We start from the raw sequence: 15,645 nt of genomic DNA, 5'->3' as shown, positions 1-15,645 counted from the left end.
GGACAGATAACTGTGTTAAGTTCACTTGTGCTGGCAGTTCTGGTCTGCCTTGTGTTGTCAGCTTTTTACTCTGGTTCGGAAACAGCACTTGTCTCGGTGAACAAACTCCGAATTAATCAGCTCGTCGAATCCGAGAATGCCAGAGCGAGCATCGTTCATCGTTTGGTAGAATCGCCCCAGAGAATGCTCGCGCTGACACTGGTCGGGACAAATCTCGCAAATGTGCTTATCGCACAACTCGGTGAAGGTCTTGTTGTCCGAGGACTCCCGAACTTGGCAGTAAGTCTGCAGGGACTCATTGCAACGGCTGGTATAACGACCCTACTCCTCATCTTTGGAGAAATTTTACCGAAAACTATCTTTCGTGTCAAGGCAGATACCTTGGCACTGCGCTATGCCTATCTCCTACGCCTTTCTGAAATGGTTTTAGCTCCGCTGATCTACCTTGTGCAAACTTTGACGCAATTTATCGTCAAACTCGTAGATAGGGGTTCGAGCACACCGAGTCCCGATGCCCAGCGTGAAGAACTCCGACTTCTCGCAACGATGGGGGAACGGTCCGGCAACCTACACACCAATCAACGGCGTATGATTCATAGTCTGCTCAATCTACAAAATCGGACGGTTGCACAGGTCATGGTGCCGCTTGTCGACATCGTTGCAATTGAGAAGAATACAAAATGCGAAGATTTTTTGCAAGTCGCTGCTGACTCCGGGTTTTCAAGGATTCCGGTCTACGAAGAACAAATTTACAATATCGTTGGAATCGTTAACCTCTTAGACGTTATTTACAATGATGCCGAACCAGAGGGAGATCCAAATCCCAACGAAAAATCCGATAGCCTGCCTAACACGATTCAACCCTTCATCCGATCAGCACTGCACGTCCCCGAATCTAAAAACATTAACGCGCTCCTCAAAGAGATTCAACATACCCGGCACACAATGGTATTTGCTGTTGATGAATATGGCGGCACGGTTGGCCTCGTCACCATCGAAGACCTTGTTGAAGAAATTGTCGGTGAATTTGCCGATGAACGTGATGCCCCCGAATTCATCCGCCTGATTACACCTCAGATTCTTGAATGTGATGCGAGAACTGAAGTAGACCTGCTCGAAGAACACTACGGACTCGCAATCCCCGAAGGTGATTATGAAACGGTTGCTGGTTATATTCTGGATCGGACCGGTACCATTCCAGAAATTGACACTGAACTTGACTTGGGCGATTCTATTATCACTGTTATAGATGCTGACGCACGTGCTATCCGCAAGATTCGCATTCGGCGACGACTCGGACGTTTTACTGCTTAGAGAATTCCGAGGGGCGGCATTACAACGATCTCTTCAGTCACCATACCCGGCGGTTGCTGACAAATGGAAGCAATTGTATCAGCGACATGTTCCGGTGTTAACATCTGTTCAAAGTCTGGGTGTTCTGGAACGCCGTCCCAAAATGGAGTATGTACTGATCCCGGTAAAACAGCGGTAACTCGAATATTTTGTTCGCGGACTTCACTGGCTAAAACTTTTGTGAGTGCTAACGCCCCTGCTTTCGCGGCACAATACGCACCTGAAGCTTCAAACGCAACTTTCGCGGCGATTGAAAGCACATTAACAATCTGTCCACTGCCTCGTTCCAACATGGACGGAAGCGCGTACTTTGCGCAGAGATAAACAGCCTTTAAGTTGGAATTGAGTACCGCATCCCAGTCGTCAGACTCGAAATCGATCACGGGTCCGAAATGACCGATCCCCGCATTGTTGATTAGGATATCCACGTGTTGGTAAACATCTAATGTCCGGTGGATAAGTTGCTTCACAGCATCGACGTTGGTAACGTCTGTTGGAACAGCGAGTATGGAATCGGGGTTAGCAACCGCTACTTCTCTAAGTTCCACTGCGACCTGTTCGAGTGTTTCACGTGTTCGGGCAGCGAGCACAACCTTCGCACCTGCTGCTGCGAAAGCGAAAGCGGTTGCCTTACCAATCCCCTTTGACGCTCCAGTAATCACCACGACTTTACCGTCGAGTCTTCCTATTTCTGCCATTTTTTAATTATACCTTGCGGGTTCCTGACGTAGGTTGAAATTTTCACACGCCTTTCCTAAAAGCCGCCCTCCACTACGTTACAGGCTTACGGTTTTGATAAAAAATAAGAGAAGTAAATGAGAAAGTCCGAGAAATATATTAGGATACTTGAATACACCTCAGAAACTCCGCGCGCGTTGAACTATCCTCACGGAACGTCCCCCGCATGACATTTGTTGTCATTTTCGGTGCTTGCTTTTCAACGCCGCGTGCCATCATGCACAGGTGTTGTCCCTCCATCACGACAGCGACACCGCGGGGGTCGAGGGCGGTTTCGAGTGATTCGGCAATCTCACGCGTGAGACGCTCCTGAACTTGCAACCGACGGGAAAACATATCTACAATGCGCGGGATCTTACTCAAACCCACAATCTGTTTCCGCGGGAGATACCCAACGTGACATTTACCCCAAAACGGTAGGATATGGTGCTCACAGAGACTGTAAAACTCAATCTCTTTCACAATCACCATTTCGTCATAATCCTCATCAAAGATGGCTCCATTCAGAATATCATCAACGCTTTGATGATAACCGCTCGTCAAAAATTCCATCGCTTTCGCGGCACGGTATGGTGTTTTCACTAAGCCTTGACGACTCGGATCTTCACCTAAGCTTTGAAGGATTTTTGTGTAAAGTCCTTCCAACTCAGGGGTAACGTTAGCCTGATTAAACTCCATTATGTTAAAATATGCCTCCAATGGGCTGTGTTTATATATGCCTACTGGGCAGAAGGTGGCTTACTCGCCGTAGTAGTCGAAATGGTTTTTGGGTGTCTCTCGCAAGCGAAGGCGGTGTAGAACCACTGGGCGCAAATTCGGTTCTAACACGTCCCAAAGCACTTTGACGAAGTTCTCCGACGTCGGATTGAGCACCTTAAACTCAGTAGTATCGAGATTCAGGTGTTTATAGTCGAAACGCGCATAAACCTGTTTTTGAACGACTTCGTCAAGAAGATTCAAACCAGCAACCAATCCGGTCCTCGCATCTACGTCTCCCTTTACGGTAACTTCGAGTACGTAGTTATGTCCATGCCCAGCCGGATTATTGCACTTTCCGAAAATATCCCGGTTATCTTCATCACTCAGTGCATGGCTGTGCAAACGGTGGGCGGCACTAAAATCGTAGACTTTCGTAAGATAAACCATAGGTCCTTCCCCATAATAGTCTGCAAAATTTGCCGCACTTTCGTAGAGGCGCACCCTGTGCAACATTCCCTCCGGCAAAGAAGGATCAAGCCGCTGCCAAATCTCTATAGAGATGTTCTCACACGTCGGTTGTAATTGCGAGTTCTTTGCGAATACCGGATGTTGACGGTTTAGATGTTTGTGATCGTAATTGGCAAGCACTTCGCTCTTCAACAACACGTCCAAAGTCACCAGATTGATGACCATACCATCATCTACATCTACACTGCCTTTCACCATGACCTCAAGCACATAGTTATGCCCGTGGCTATTTGGATTTGCGGCGGCACCAAACAACTCAAAGTTCTCTGCATCGCTCAGTTCAGGGATACGGTTGTAATGTGATGCTTCAAACGCCGTTTGTCGGGTTAAGTAGTACATCGGTTTTGTGCGGTCAAGTCCTCTACCAAGGACCTAAGCAGTGTGCCGCGGAGGTGCGACGAGTTCATCGTCGATTGACTCATACTGGACTGCCATGAGCCATTCGCCCGTTCCGCGTATCTGGACATTGCACTTTTTCAACCACTCGATTAAGGTGATACTGTCGCGTGCTTCCCATTCACAGACCATGCGTCCTGACAGCGTATCGCACAAGACTCGGATATTGCTCACATCGGCGTTTTCTGCTTCTCTGAAACGCTTTAGCAATCGTGAAACGTCTTGGCGTGTCATGCAGGCAATAGCATGGGCAGAAACAAATTTAGGCACTTTTAATTTTACCTTGCGGAGTAATCACGAGCGTTAGCACTCTCAAATGCGTCCCTTAAATCCGCTCTCCATTTCATTACGAGCTGCGAATTTTGACGCTATCTTAAGAGGTAAACTGTGTTAGATGAAAATCTCTTAACCGATAACAACTATTCGATTAATCGCGTGCAATAGGGGCTCCGACCAGATTGCCCCATTCTGTCCAACTGCCATCGTAATTACGGACCTTTTCATAACCGAGTAGATATTTCAGCACAAACCAAGTATGCGATGAGCGTTCACCAATACGGCAATAAGCGATTGTTTCCTTACTCTCATCAACACCCGCACCACCGTAGATGGCTTGGAGTTCGTCGTGAGACTTAAAGGTGCCGTCTTCAGCGACTGCTGTTGCCCACGGGATATTCGCTGCGTCGGGGATATGTCCACCGCGTTGCGCTGTCTCGCTCATACCGGGAGGTGCGATAACTTCACCAGTGAACTCAGCAGGCGAACGGACATCGACAAGGTTAACAACGCCTTGCCCTAATGTTTCGCGAACCGTACCCGCTGTAGCACGAACATTGTCGTCGGGGAATTTCGCCTGATATCCTGTGCTCGAATGATCTGGAACGTCAGTGACAAGCTCTCTGCCTTCATCGACCCATTTTTGACGACCACCGTTCATCACTTTCAATAGACTTTCATCGTGTCCGTAATAGCGGAATTGCCACAAGGCATACGTTGCGAACCAGTTATTGTTATCTCCATAAAAAATAACAGTAGTATCGTTGGCGATACCGCTGTCATTGCAGAGTGCCTCGAACTGTTCTCTCGTGAGGATATCACGTCGAACTTGGTCGCACAATTGCGTTTCCCAATTGAGTCCGACTGCCCCAGCGATATGTCCTTCACCGTATGCTGAGGTATCCACATCGACTTCAAGGAGTCGGATGCCTGCATCACCACCGTGTGCAGCGACCCATTCCGTCGTTACCAAAACATCAGAATTTGCGTAATCAGCCATTTTTGTATAAAGTCTCCTTCGTGTATTCTTGTTAAGGCCTATTCCTATGGGCATATAACTGTGCCTTAAAAGGACGATTCTTGTTTATATTATACATATCTACCCTCGATTTGTCAAATAGAAACGCGATTTTGCCATCATCTCGCCTATTTTCGTGGGATTTGCCAAGTTTCCCAGCGAAATTGGTTCAAGTTAAGATGAGTGGGTTCCTCGATAGGAATCTTTGGAAAACACTATATTGATGTAATCGGGATTAGAGGACAAACGAGCGCGCTGGTAGAACTCGAAAATCAATATTTTCGTCTGTGGAGATGATGCAAAGAGGCAAAAAAAAGCCACGTCAAAGGACTGACGCAGCTTATTCTTCATGGATAGTTATGCGCGGCTTCGCACGAGAATTCTTACAGTCGACTGGCGGCACTCGGTGCCTTTTTCGGGGCAACATCTCCCTCTCCATCGGCGAGAGCATTTGCCGGAATGTAGTTACTGTAATCCGAGATGTTTCCGTGTGTCACCGCGTAAACGACGATATTAACGAGTTGTCGTGCAGCAGCTGGTGCGAACTCATCTAAGATTCTATTCCGGTCTTGATAGTGACCGAAGAAAGGCTTCTGAACAGCACCATCCATCACATGTATCATCGCTTCCGTATCAACAAGAACAGCTAACCGATCATCAATGAAGACACCTTGTAACTGACGGTAGGGACCGTGATGGAGAACGGTAGACCCAATTTTCCGAACAGGAAATCGGAGCGGCCCGCTCAACTCATAGAAACTGTTGTAAATCTCGTGGTCGTGAGGAATCGTCGTGAGGTGGTATTCAGGAAGAATTTGGCGCAAGATCCGCAGAGCAGGTTGCATTGCCAATTCCGTGTTTCCGTGTGTCGGCATATAGATAAACCCACCGCGATTGATGACATATTCGCGAATTCGCTGTGCCTCCCGATCGGTATAACCGAAAGAAGGGCGATCCCCACTGACATTCCATATATTGCCACCACCCAGCAACCCGTTCTGGAGTTGCACTGAGGATTTGGGAACCGGCTCCATAAAGATAACCGGTGACTCAAGAAACGCTGCATCCGTAATTTGGACGGCGTCAACCATTTGGGTTACGATACCTGTTTCTGCATTCAGCGACTTGACTAAATAGGGCAGACCTGCCCCGAATCGGAGATGTCCGATGCCGCTGCCTCATATATCGAGGTTCGGATGCAATGGATCATCGAGACGAACGAGATTGAGTCTTCCAATAATCTCTGTTCCGCGACCTTGAATGATGGCACCTGGACTCCCCTTCGGAAGTTGTGGGACACCATTACCGAGAACCATATTCTTTTCGACATTCGACAGGGATGCGTTGATATTTGCAGCACCAGCCCCCGCTACGAGTGAGTTCAGACTGCCACGGCTTTGCGTCCGTCCTTGTCCAAGATCGGATCCTGAACCAAAAGTTCCACGTCCGGTACCGCTACCTAAACCGTCACCAATACCTGTGCCTATACCATCCGTAATTGCCCCGCCACTGGGCAAGCCTGCGGTGGGTAATCCATCTGATGTTGTTGGGAGTTTTGCGTCTGTTGACAGCGGGTGCGCAGTATGCTGGATCACAGGGGACGCACTCGCAACTTTGATTTGCTGTCCTCTTGGCGCAGCGGGCGCGCTCGCCGTGAGTGACACCACAGGTGCTGCAGTCGAGGACGATCTCGCCGCGCGTGCGACTGTCGTCCGACGCTGCGTCGCCTCAGTTTGCGGAACGACTCTCAAATCTGGAACAGGGGTTGTTACGACGGCTGGTTTCTCAATAACATCCCTTTTTGCTGCTTGGGGTGGTGTAAGGATAAAGAAACTCAGATCAATAGTATCTTGTGCTTTCTGTGGTTGAGATGAGATGGCGACATACCCTACAACGACTGCGAGACAGACGTGTATGACAAGCGATACCATCCATACGAAAGGTATTCGGCGCGATTTCATGTTACGCTCCTCCTATGTAGTTAAGCATTCGCGCTTTAAGGTGTTGTTACATCCGATTTTTCTCTCATTTATATTATCAACGTGAATTCGACGTAAGAGAAGTTAAAAAAGAACCCTCTGATTATTAAAGACACAATTTTAGGGTGGAAAGGGTGCATAATCTCACAAAGGTGAAACGAATTTGATAAAACTAACGATTTCCCAGAGATAATTTTCCAAATGTTTATGTCAAACTCACATTATATTACCAATTTCCACATTACCTGTCAAGGTTTATTTTTTCAGGCATGAAAAGGATTAAATTCCAAACCAATACCGACACTTAATCAGGAAGATGTTCTTCCCAGGATCCGTGAAACTGTCTCTCAAACGATGCACAGGTCGAAACTCAAGGTCGGCTGCGCCCACATCCTCTAACTCGACTGCACGCGACTGAGACCAAACCAAGAACAGCGTACTTCCCGGACGAAACTCCCAACGAAGCACGGTGTTGCCTCGCAACGAACGCATGTGGAAATCAGGGTTGCGTTTCAGCGGATACGGTTTGAACTGATAAGACCGCGGCTCGACTAACTCTTTGAAGTTACCATAGTCTCCGACAGTAATGAACGGCTGAACATAGAATTGAAGACTCAACGTCGGGGTAAAACTGATATTCGCGCGCGTCGTAAAGTCAAGTGTTTGACTCGTTAATTCTCCATAGACGTAGTGTTTTTCGATTTGTCCATTGACGTTTTCCTCAACTAATCCGACCCACTGGGCATCGTAAATTCGATAACGATACATCGGTCCGATGCTCAGTTCAATGTTCGACGCAGGACGAATGTTCAGACGAAGACTGACTTCCTTTTCAGAACTCTTGGTATCGTCATCCCATGCGAAGATCGGATTCAGTTCAAGTTGAACCATTTTACGACTGTCGGTAGAAAGTCGGCTAAAAATCCACCAACCCGCAGGATTCTTAATCAACGTCCCACCGCGCCGGACATCCTCGTCCCTAAACGATTCCAAATTCCGTCCAACCCACAGGTCATACTCCCAATAGTTCTTCAGTTTACCATCTGTCCATATCTCGGAATAGCGATCGATGCTAACGCCATCGTAGTTCCATTCCCGCCAACCGTAGAGCCCGAAAGTGACTTCTCGGAAAATGCTAAAGGGTTGCTCTTTTTTAACGATGAAGTCATAGAACCACCGCATCATATCGCCGCGCTGCGTATACCCTATGTCATTTATATCTACGTCTGGGGAGCGAACATTAAACTCGGTATGAAGTCGCCACCATCCACCCTGTTTATCAAATTGAAGATGGGCAAGGTAACCCGACTTGCGTGCCTCAACTTTTCCCGCTTGGCTCGCTGCCACCATCCCACTTATCTTGTACCGCTCCTTCGCAAACCTCAAGTCCCAGTCCAGTCCACCGACATACGCCGCGTTGGAGGCACGTCGATTCACCGATGTTGTTATCAGTCCGACGCGAGAATTCCCTTCAAGGATGTCTTGTGTCACTCGACCCACAAAGTAATTTGTCAGCGGCTCAATGAGGTAATCGCGCGTCTTGCCTTTTTCCTGAATCTGTGCATACCCTGGGGCGGTAACAGCCTCCATGATACCGAAAGAAGTCTTGCTGTTGGTTCTCCCGACGATTTTGGCGGCACCCAGAATCGTTGTTGCTTCCGGACGACTCAGTTCAGTCGTCCCGTCTGGAATCCCAAAATGCCCGGGCTGTCGTCCGATTCGCCGCGAGTAAAAGAATTGATTTTCTCCCTCTCCGAAGTTAAAAATGGATGAGCCTTTGACAAAAAAGGGTCTCCGTTCCTCGAAAAACTCCTCATAAGCAGAAAGATTTAAAGTCGCAGGGTCGGCCTCTACCTGTCCAAAGTCAGGATTCACCGTGGCATTGAGCGTAATGCCAGAAGTGATGCCATATTGGACATCGCCACCAACATTGCCCCACAAATCCGCTTTACTGTTCAGCGTTGTCCTGCCCATTGTATAGGGTATCAATTCCAAATGACGAGAAGGTTTGATATCCTCAATCCCTATCAGGTCCCCAAAATGCGATAGCCACCCCGGATCCCCCTTTTTAATTAAACGCCAGTGAGCACGCTCTTTTCTGCGGCTAATCTCGCGCTCTACTTGTAGCCCCCACGTGTATTTATCTTTTGGAGAAAAGCGAAACATGTAAAACGGGATCTTACATTCCACTGCCCACCCATTTTTGTGAATTTGAGTTTTTGCGTCCCACACACCGTCCCAAGCGTTGTTCCAGCCATTCCATCCGTTACCTCCAGTAATGCCATCTATGACAGAGCCAGATGGATAGATAGTAAATGAGAAGGCTCGCTGTCGATTGTAGTGGGGATCAAGGAGAATCTGGACTTTATCGGATTCAACGAAATCATCTCGTCTGACGAGGCGGGAAACAATTTTTTCGGGTTCTTCGTCATAACACATGACAGCAAAATAGACCGCCTCATTGTCATATACAACTTGGAAAGTCGTGCGTTGGGTAGCGGGTTTCCCTTCATCGGGATCGCGCTGACGGAAGCCTTCGTGGAGGGGCGCGGTCTTCCAGATGTCGTCATCTAAAACACCGTCTAATTGGGGGGGCGCGCCTTTAATGCGGGCAGCCGTCGCAACTCTGTGATCGGATTCTTCCGCTTCAGCTACGACTGCCCTTGGAAATTGTAAAGCAAAAAATGCCACCAATAACACCAAAGCGCGCCAAAATACTGATTCTGTTTCCAATTACTTTTCCTCGGTTTCCATAGGTCTCTTTATGCACCCATTGAAACCTGATTCAAATAAAAAACTTCAGAATTTCTGGTAACTTATTCAGCAATCCCCGTTCCGCATTGTGGACAGGTATCCTTCCACGTTGAGCGTTTACCTTCGCCACACACATCACAGACACCGAGCGGATATTCATCCGGTTTCGCACGACTCCCACCTTTCTTATAGGTGATGATGCGCCACACTGTCTCGCCATCCTCCTCGTAACAGAGCCAGACCCCTTCTTTTCTGCCATCGGCGGAGCTGCCATCGTGTTCTCGATACGGACCGCCCCATTTTCGGTTCCCGTTCTCGTAATAGCACACATAGTCGCCTTCGTTCTTGCCATCGCGAAAGGAGGCTTCGCTTGCCTTGTTCCCGTTTTTGTGGTACTGGATCCAAAGCCCTTCTTTTCTCCCTTCAATGTAGCGACCTTCGCTGCGCTTAAATCCATTGGCGTAATAGGTGGTCCAATAGCCGTGCTTCTTGCCATTGAGCATTTCACCATCTGTAAGTGATTTTGCCATTTTTAACTTTTCCTTGCGGGTAAACAAAATGGGATTGAACTTTGACGTTCCATTCTCAAATCCGCTCTCCAAATGTAAAGCAAAGACAAATTATGCCATTCAAGGCATAATTTCATTATGAGCTACGCACTTGGGTTTACTTTTTCCACCAAACCCCTGAGGTCTCGTCCCAAGTTCCTTCTGTTGGCTTTAAGATTAAGTCGCGATTCGGAGATCGCTCCTACCTTTTTATATTTCCCCAAGTTGTTGTCAATCTATCAATTGGGGAAACGGACAGTGCCTTCTCAAGTCCTTTTTCCATAATGGCATTGAGATCATCTTCACCGAGGGCAGTATTGAAAATAGCGACCTCGTCAAGGACCCCAGCGAAGTCCCACCCCGCTCCACCTTTCCAGCGGGTTAACCAGATTGAGCCACTATCGTGCTGCTGACTGAAATCCGGGTTTCCGACACCTAAATCCGCAACGGCTTCGCCATCAACATAGAGGATAAGCGTCTTACCGTCGTGTGTTAAGGCGACAAAACTCCACTCGTCCATCTCCCAAGTGCCACCCCGGATTTGACTATTATCTATTCCGCCACCTTTGAGGAAACTGCCATAAAAGTCGGTTGGACCGATAAGAATGTTTGGATTGTGCCAATCCCTTTCTATGAGTCGCACGTGCGGACCGGAAGGATTCCGAAGCGGTTTCGCCCAGAGTAGATACGTAAATCCGTCGAGGAAGTCATCGGTGGTCTTACTCGCTGGGATAACCACATGACTGGCTCCGTCAAATTCGATGCCCATGCCTTCCTTCCCGTCGACCCGTTTTGCATCAACAATCTCCCCATCATTCCCATTCGCTGAGGAATCCTTAACCACATTCCCCTTTCCGTGATCAAAAAGCCACATTCCCATAAGGGTCTCTGGGTCAATTTTCGACCTGCTTTCCTGAACCCATATCCCTGCAGTAAAGAGAACCGTCATAGTGATAAAAGCACCTATAACTCTCATCCTTTTTACCCCTTTTTTATCCTATAGCCTATAGTTGGTAAAATATTCACGTGATAGACAAAGCACTCTGTATCGTGTGGAAACATTTCTGGAGGTTGTTACCCATATTACACTTGGATCAGGCTTGCTACCTTTCCGTTGTTAAGATTATACTCTAAACCTACCTACAAAGCAATATTATCGAGTTCAGCACCGCATTTCGGACATTCATCCTTCCATGCCAAGCGTCTCACCTCGCCGCAAACGTCGCAGACACCGAGTGGATATTCATCCGGTTTCGCACGGCTACCGCCTTTTTTGTAAGTTATAATTAGCCACACCGTCTCGCCATCGGCTTCATAATTGTAAAACGGACCCTCCTTTTTGCCATCATAGGATTTGCCGACATGTTTCGGAAAGACCCCACTGGATCTCAGGTTTCCATTTTCATAATAGGTGAAACAAGGCCCCTCGTATTTTCCATCGCGGAAAAAGGATTCACCCGCCTTGTTCCCATTTTTGTGATAATTGATCCAGGGTCCTTCTTTCTTGCCAGCGATGTACCGACCTTCGCTCCGCTTAAATCCATTCGCGTAATAGGTAACCCAATACCCATGCTTCTTACCATCAACCATTTCACCCGTTGTCAATGAATTTGCCATTTTTCTAATTTTCCTTGCGGTTAAACAACATCGATTTGAACTTTGATGTTCCGTTCTGAAGCCCGCTCTCCGTTTCATTACGAGCTACGCACTTGGGTTTACTTTTTTCCACCAAACCCCTGATGTTTCGTCCCAACTTCCTCCTATTGCTTTTTTTTCATGTTAGACATCGCTGGTGAGGATAATGCTGTATCAAGATATGCCTCAATCTTTTCCAACGTCTTCTTACCGATGCCTTTAAAACCCTTGAGTTTCCCTTCATTGATCGCTGTTCGGAGCGAGACAAGGCTATCCACACCGACTTCCTCGTAGAGTCGCTTAATTGTTTTGGCACCGAGTCCAGGAACAGGCACAAGCTCCACAACCGTTCGTGGTGTATCACCGGCGAACTCCTCCAACTTGGCACTTGTCCCCGTGTCCAGAAATTCCTCAACCATTTTTGCTACCACTTCGCCAGCCGCTGGAATTTCCTCTATTAACCGTCCCTGTGCGATGAGGTCCGACATCGGTTCCGGAAACCGAGAGATGTAATTCGCCAACCATGGGTATCGTGAGGCGTGGCTTTCTGGATAGTCGGCAATAATCAGAAAGGTATGAAGTTCCAAGAATTTGAGCGCAATTTCATCGTTTTGATGCCAGCGTGTGCGCCCTTTTGCGTCAATGTAAGATCCCTCTTCTAAATTTTTCTCATCCTTCACTATTCTTCCCTCCAGTGTAGAATCTGGATTGTGGCATCCCAAAAGGCGACTGCCAAATACTCACCATTGGGTGAAAAGGCTAACGATTGGACACCTGTGGGATAGGTTTCCCAAATCACCGATTTGCCTTCGGAAATGTCCCACACCCGAAGATCGCCTGCTTCATCCCCTGAAACGAGATAGTTTGAAGTCGGCGAGAAGACAAGGGCACGGGTCCAATACGCTTCAAACCCAGATTTTGTGAGGAGTTGTCTGCCGGTTGCAATTTCCCAGATACGGATTCCGGATTGCGCGTTCTTTTGTGTATCAACGGCTAACATCGTTGCATCCGGTGAGAACAGCACGTTCCAGACCCCCAAAATCTCGCCTGTGTTGAAAATTCTCATCGGATGTTCATCGGTTGTGTTCCAAATCTCAATAGCCGTTCGATGTCCTTCGCCATCTCGGTAGGTGCCTTCCGCTGCGGCGATGAACTGACCATCATCAGAAAGCGCGAGACCGTTTCTGACGGGAAAATTTGTCTGAAGCACTTTCAACTTACGAGCAGATCCGTCATTTTTCACGGTCTTTGAACCGTGTTTCGTGAGCTGCCAAACTTCAATTTCGCTATCGCCCTTTGACAGCACTGCAAACATGCCATCCGCAGATAGACTTCCGCTCTCATACTGACCCTTCGTCAGTAGTGTTTCATCACCACTTCCGAGCGAAAGGGTAGTGATGTTGTCATCAGCACTCTGGACTAACAGTTGATTCGCTCCAATGGAATAGACGAACCACCGTTTCGCGTGGGTGTGGCTTATCTCTCGTTTCTGCCGACTTTGGATATCCCATTCCACCACAGTGCCGCTCATCCCTTTTGCAATTAACTTTGTGCTATCACCGCTGAAAGCCATTTGTCGTGCGACATCAGGAAGCAGTTTGTCGAGACGGGGTTCCTGCTTCTCACCGAGGTGAAAAGCAAATTCCAAGGTCGCGCCTTGAACCGAAAGGCATAACACGTTAAACAGAAGTGGGACAAGCAAATTTTTCATAAGAGAGAGATAAGTAAGGTAAAGCACAAACCTCACCCTATTATACCAATAAATTGGTCCTATTCATAGAGTTCCGTCGCGGTTTCACCGCGAGCGAAACGGTGTGCAGTTTGGACAGCGGAATCGTTTCCAGCATTTCTGCGGATATCCGTTGCCCATCGCGCCAAACCAACTATCAATTGATTTCTGGCGGGATGCGCTTCACAGGTTTTCCATTCCTCAGATACTATGCGAATGGAACTCAGGAGATCATCACCGTTATCATCCTTAAGAATACACACACCCATTTCAGTCATTAACCGCTCCGCGGAGCACCCAGCGTTAAGATACTCACGGGTTCGTCGTCCAATTTCTTGGATACGGACGGATTCAATCGCATCTAAAATTTCGGACAGTGCCGTGTCTTCATCAAGGACTTTAGGCGTTGCAGATGCCCTTAACTCTGTGATCGGTTGGTGGCGGATGTTAAGCCATCGGTTGTTGAAAAATCGCCACGCGGCGTGGTAGAGTGCTTTGGCGGCAACCTTGGTTCCGGCGTACCGAAGCACTTTTCTCACTGTTGATGCGATTTCCATCTCCTCTTGTAGATCCCACCACCCCGGACTCATACTTACAGGTGTGCGTGCCATTCTATCCCCCGCTGTCATGACCATCGTCGTCGCCAGCGTGTTAATGGGAACACCTGCCGTAAGCATTCCCGTTATAGCATCAAAAACCTCGTCGAGATCGCCACTCACAAGAGCCGCTGAAAATTTATCCTCGTCGTAATCAACAGAACTTTCGGTTGATGTCTCCTGCGGAAGCGCATCAAAGATAGGATCGATTTCTTCCAATTTTTCGATGGCTTCACGGTGAAGTTCTCCGGGTCTGCCGCGTCCTTGTCCGAGTATCTTCGCACCGAGGCTACAGACTAACTCCCCCGTTAACTCCCATCCAAATTGCGCTAACAGTTCAGCCAAGTGTGCGAGATCAATGAGATTTCTGGAGTGGTTGAGGAAGAAGGGTTCAACGGCGCATTGAAAGAAAAGCGGAATGATTTTTTCATCGTGTCCACCCAATTGTCTCGCAGTGATCAGGCATTTTTCGATGCCTTCCCACTCTTTATCAGTGGAGAACACTCGAATCCAGTCTTCCAATTTCTGCCAGTCAACCGGAGGTGGAAGCGGTTGTCGATCAGGTCGATCACCGAGTCTGCCTGATGCCCCATCCGCAGCCATCATGAACGGAATGAGTCGATCTTCAGGTTGGTACATACGTGCGACTTTTACCCCGTTCATCATCATTGCCAATTTTCTGCCACCCTCGAACGCGTTCCTATCTGTAGAGATATGCCGCCCCATGTGCTTCACCATCAACTCCAAGGTCTCCTCTTCCGAAACGCCCTTAGCTAACATAATGGCAATGGCTTTAGAAAGCGTCCAGTTGTCGGTAGTGAGCAAACCTTCTTTCAATAAAAGAAAATGGGCATCGTCGCGTTTCTTTCCACCGCTGGCAACATCTATATAGATATCGCCGTTCCGAACTTCGACGGGGAATGTGGCGAGGTCGTCACAACCGCCTGTGAAACATCCACCGCCTTCCATGTCGTAACTCCAACCGTGCCAATCACAGGATAAAACGCCCTTCCTGACGCGTCCTCTCACGAGCGGATAGCCCATGTGTGGGCATTGGTTATCTGTTGCGTAGACAGCACCTTCATGCTGAAAGAGGGCAATGCTATGTCCTTCAACTCTAACAGCCCTCGGTTTTCCCTCTGCCACATCACTGAGCGCAGCAACTTTGACAAAATTGGTATTCACTGAATTCATCTCTTATCTTCGGTGTGGAAACCCCTGAATTCATTCAGGGGAGGAAACACCGCTCCTGTAGTAAAAGTTAAGACGTGTGAGCACTCTGAAGTCAGAGCGTTTCGCGCTTGTTGTGAGTCGTTTGTTTTCCATACTGTATATTGAAAACAAACCCTTTGCGTTAACGCCAGCGAGTCGGGCGAATCCGTATTTGACATGCCGA

General features: G+C 48.1%; 15 protein-coding genes. 1 reads left to right on the top strand and 14 read right to left on the bottom strand.

What is annotated here, in order from left to right; genetic code table 11:
• Positions 1-12 precede the first annotated feature (12 nt).
• Complete coding sequence (locus tag J4G07_02670; protein ID MCE2412883.1) at positions 13-1,314, top strand: HlyC/CorC family transporter; 1,302 nt, start codon at positions 13-15, stop codon at positions 1,312-1,314.
• On the opposite strand, the gene J4G07_02665 is transcribed toward J4G07_02670, so the two are convergent.
• The 14 genes from J4G07_02665 to J4G07_02600 form a co-directional block, all read right to left on the bottom strand.
• Complete coding sequence (locus tag J4G07_02665) at positions 1,311-2,051, bottom strand: SDR family NAD(P)-dependent oxidoreductase (GenBank protein MCE2412882.1); 741 nt, start codon at positions 2,049-2,051, stop codon at positions 1,311-1,313. The genes J4G07_02670 and J4G07_02665 overlap by 4 nt on opposite strands.
• A 139-nt stretch (positions 2,052-2,190) precedes the next feature.
• Positions 2,191-2,769, bottom strand: a complete 579-nt coding sequence (gene folE, locus J4G07_02660) for a GTP cyclohydrolase I FolE (GenBank protein MCE2412881.1) — start codon at positions 2,767-2,769, stop codon at positions 2,191-2,193.
• Between the two features lie 60 nt (positions 2,770-2,829).
• Complete coding sequence (locus tag J4G07_02655; GenBank protein MCE2412880.1) at positions 2,830-3,657, bottom strand: 6-carboxytetrahydropterin synthase; 828 nt, start codon at positions 3,655-3,657, stop codon at positions 2,830-2,832.
• 33 nt (positions 3,658-3,690) lie between these two features.
• Complete coding sequence (locus tag J4G07_02650; protein MCE2412879.1) at positions 3,691-3,984, bottom strand: hypothetical protein; 294 nt, start codon at positions 3,982-3,984, stop codon at positions 3,691-3,693.
• 157 nt (positions 3,985-4,141) lie between these two features.
• Complete coding sequence (locus tag J4G07_02645) at positions 4,142-4,990, bottom strand: sulfurtransferase (protein ID MCE2412878.1); 849 nt, start codon at positions 4,988-4,990, stop codon at positions 4,142-4,144.
• A gap of 401 nt (positions 4,991-5,391) precedes the next feature.
• On the bottom strand, positions 5,392-6,099 hold the full coding sequence (locus J4G07_02640) for a DUF4159 domain-containing protein (GenBank protein ID MCE2412877.1): 708 nt from the start codon (positions 6,097-6,099) through the stop codon (positions 5,392-5,394).
• 87 nt (positions 6,100-6,186) lie between these two features.
• A complete protein-coding gene (locus J4G07_02635) occupies positions 6,187-6,969 on the bottom strand; it encodes a hypothetical protein (GenBank protein ID MCE2412876.1) in 783 nt (260 codons plus the stop codon).
• A 297-nt stretch (positions 6,970-7,266) separates the two neighbouring features.
• On the bottom strand, positions 7,267-9,720 hold the full coding sequence (locus tag J4G07_02630) for a carbohydrate binding family 9 domain-containing protein (GenBank protein ID MCE2412875.1): 2,454 nt from the start codon (positions 9,718-9,720) through the stop codon (positions 7,267-7,269).
• Between the two features lie 83 nt (positions 9,721-9,803).
• Positions 9,804-10,271, bottom strand: a complete 468-nt coding sequence (locus J4G07_02625) for a hypothetical protein (protein ID MCE2412874.1) — start codon at positions 10,269-10,271, stop codon at positions 9,804-9,806.
• A gap of 220 nt (positions 10,272-10,491) precedes the next feature.
• Positions 10,492-11,265, bottom strand: coding sequence for a LamG domain-containing protein (locus J4G07_02620; protein ID MCE2412873.1), 774 nt, complete (start codon positions 11,263-11,265; stop codon positions 10,492-10,494).
• A gap of 164 nt (positions 11,266-11,429) precedes the next feature.
• A complete protein-coding gene (locus J4G07_02615; protein MCE2412872.1) occupies positions 11,430-11,906 on the bottom strand; it encodes a hypothetical protein in 477 nt (158 codons plus the stop codon).
• A 143-nt stretch (positions 11,907-12,049) separates the two neighbouring features.
• Entirely contained in the window at positions 12,050-12,604 is a 555-nt protein-coding gene (locus tag J4G07_02610; GenBank protein MCE2412871.1) for a hypothetical protein, read from the bottom strand.
• On the bottom strand, positions 12,604-13,662 hold the full coding sequence (locus J4G07_02605; GenBank protein MCE2412870.1) for a hypothetical protein: 1,059 nt from the start codon (positions 13,660-13,662) through the stop codon (positions 12,604-12,606). Before J4G07_02605 ends, J4G07_02610 begins: the two co-directional genes overlap by 1 nt.
• Before the next feature lie 32 nt (positions 13,663-13,694).
• Positions 13,695-15,434: a Rieske (2Fe-2S) protein gene (locus J4G07_02600; protein ID MCE2412869.1), complete on the bottom strand. Its 1,740-nt coding sequence runs from the start codon at positions 15,432-15,434 to the stop codon at positions 13,695-13,697.
• Positions 15,435-15,645 lie beyond the last annotated feature (211 nt).

It is taken from the genome of Candidatus Poribacteria bacterium (assembly GCA_021295715.1).
GTDB lineage: Bacteria > Poribacteria > WGA-4E > WGA-4E > WGA-3G > WGA-3G.
The sequence above is the reverse complement of the archived record's forward strand: the minus strand, read 5'-3'. Positions and strand labels throughout refer to the sequence as shown.

Excerpts from the sequence above, each read along its gene's own strand:
- J4G07_02665 (MCE2412882.1), bottom strand. The coding sequence starts at position 2,051 with ATGGCAGAAATAGGAAGACTCGACGGTAAAGTCGTGGTGATTACTGGA.
- folE (MCE2412881.1), bottom strand. The coding sequence starts at position 2,769 with ATGGAGTTTAATCAGGCTAACGTTACCCCTGAGTTGGAAGGACTTTAC.
- J4G07_02655 (MCE2412880.1), bottom strand. The coding sequence starts at position 3,657 with ATGTACTACTTAACCCGACAAACGGCGTTTGAAGCATCACATTACAAC.
- J4G07_02645 (MCE2412878.1), bottom strand. The coding sequence starts at position 4,990 with ATGGCTGATTACGCAAATTCTGATGTTTTGGTAACGACGGAATGGGTC.
- J4G07_02640 (MCE2412877.1), bottom strand. The coding sequence starts at position 6,099 with ATGGTTGACGCCGTCCAAATTACGGATGCAGCGTTTCTTGAGTCACCG.
- J4G07_02635 (MCE2412876.1), bottom strand. The coding sequence starts at position 6,969 with ATGAAATCGCGCCGAATACCTTTCGTATGGATGGTATCGCTTGTCATA.
- J4G07_02625 (MCE2412874.1), bottom strand. The coding sequence starts at position 10,271 with ATGGCAAAATCACTTACAGATGGTGAAATGCTCAATGGCAAGAAGCAC.
- J4G07_02620 (MCE2412873.1), bottom strand. The coding sequence starts at position 11,265 with ATGAGAGTTATAGGTGCTTTTATCACTATGACGGTTCTCTTTACTGCA.
- J4G07_02615 (MCE2412872.1), bottom strand. The coding sequence starts at position 11,906 with ATGGCAAATTCATTGACAACGGGTGAAATGGTTGATGGTAAGAAGCAT.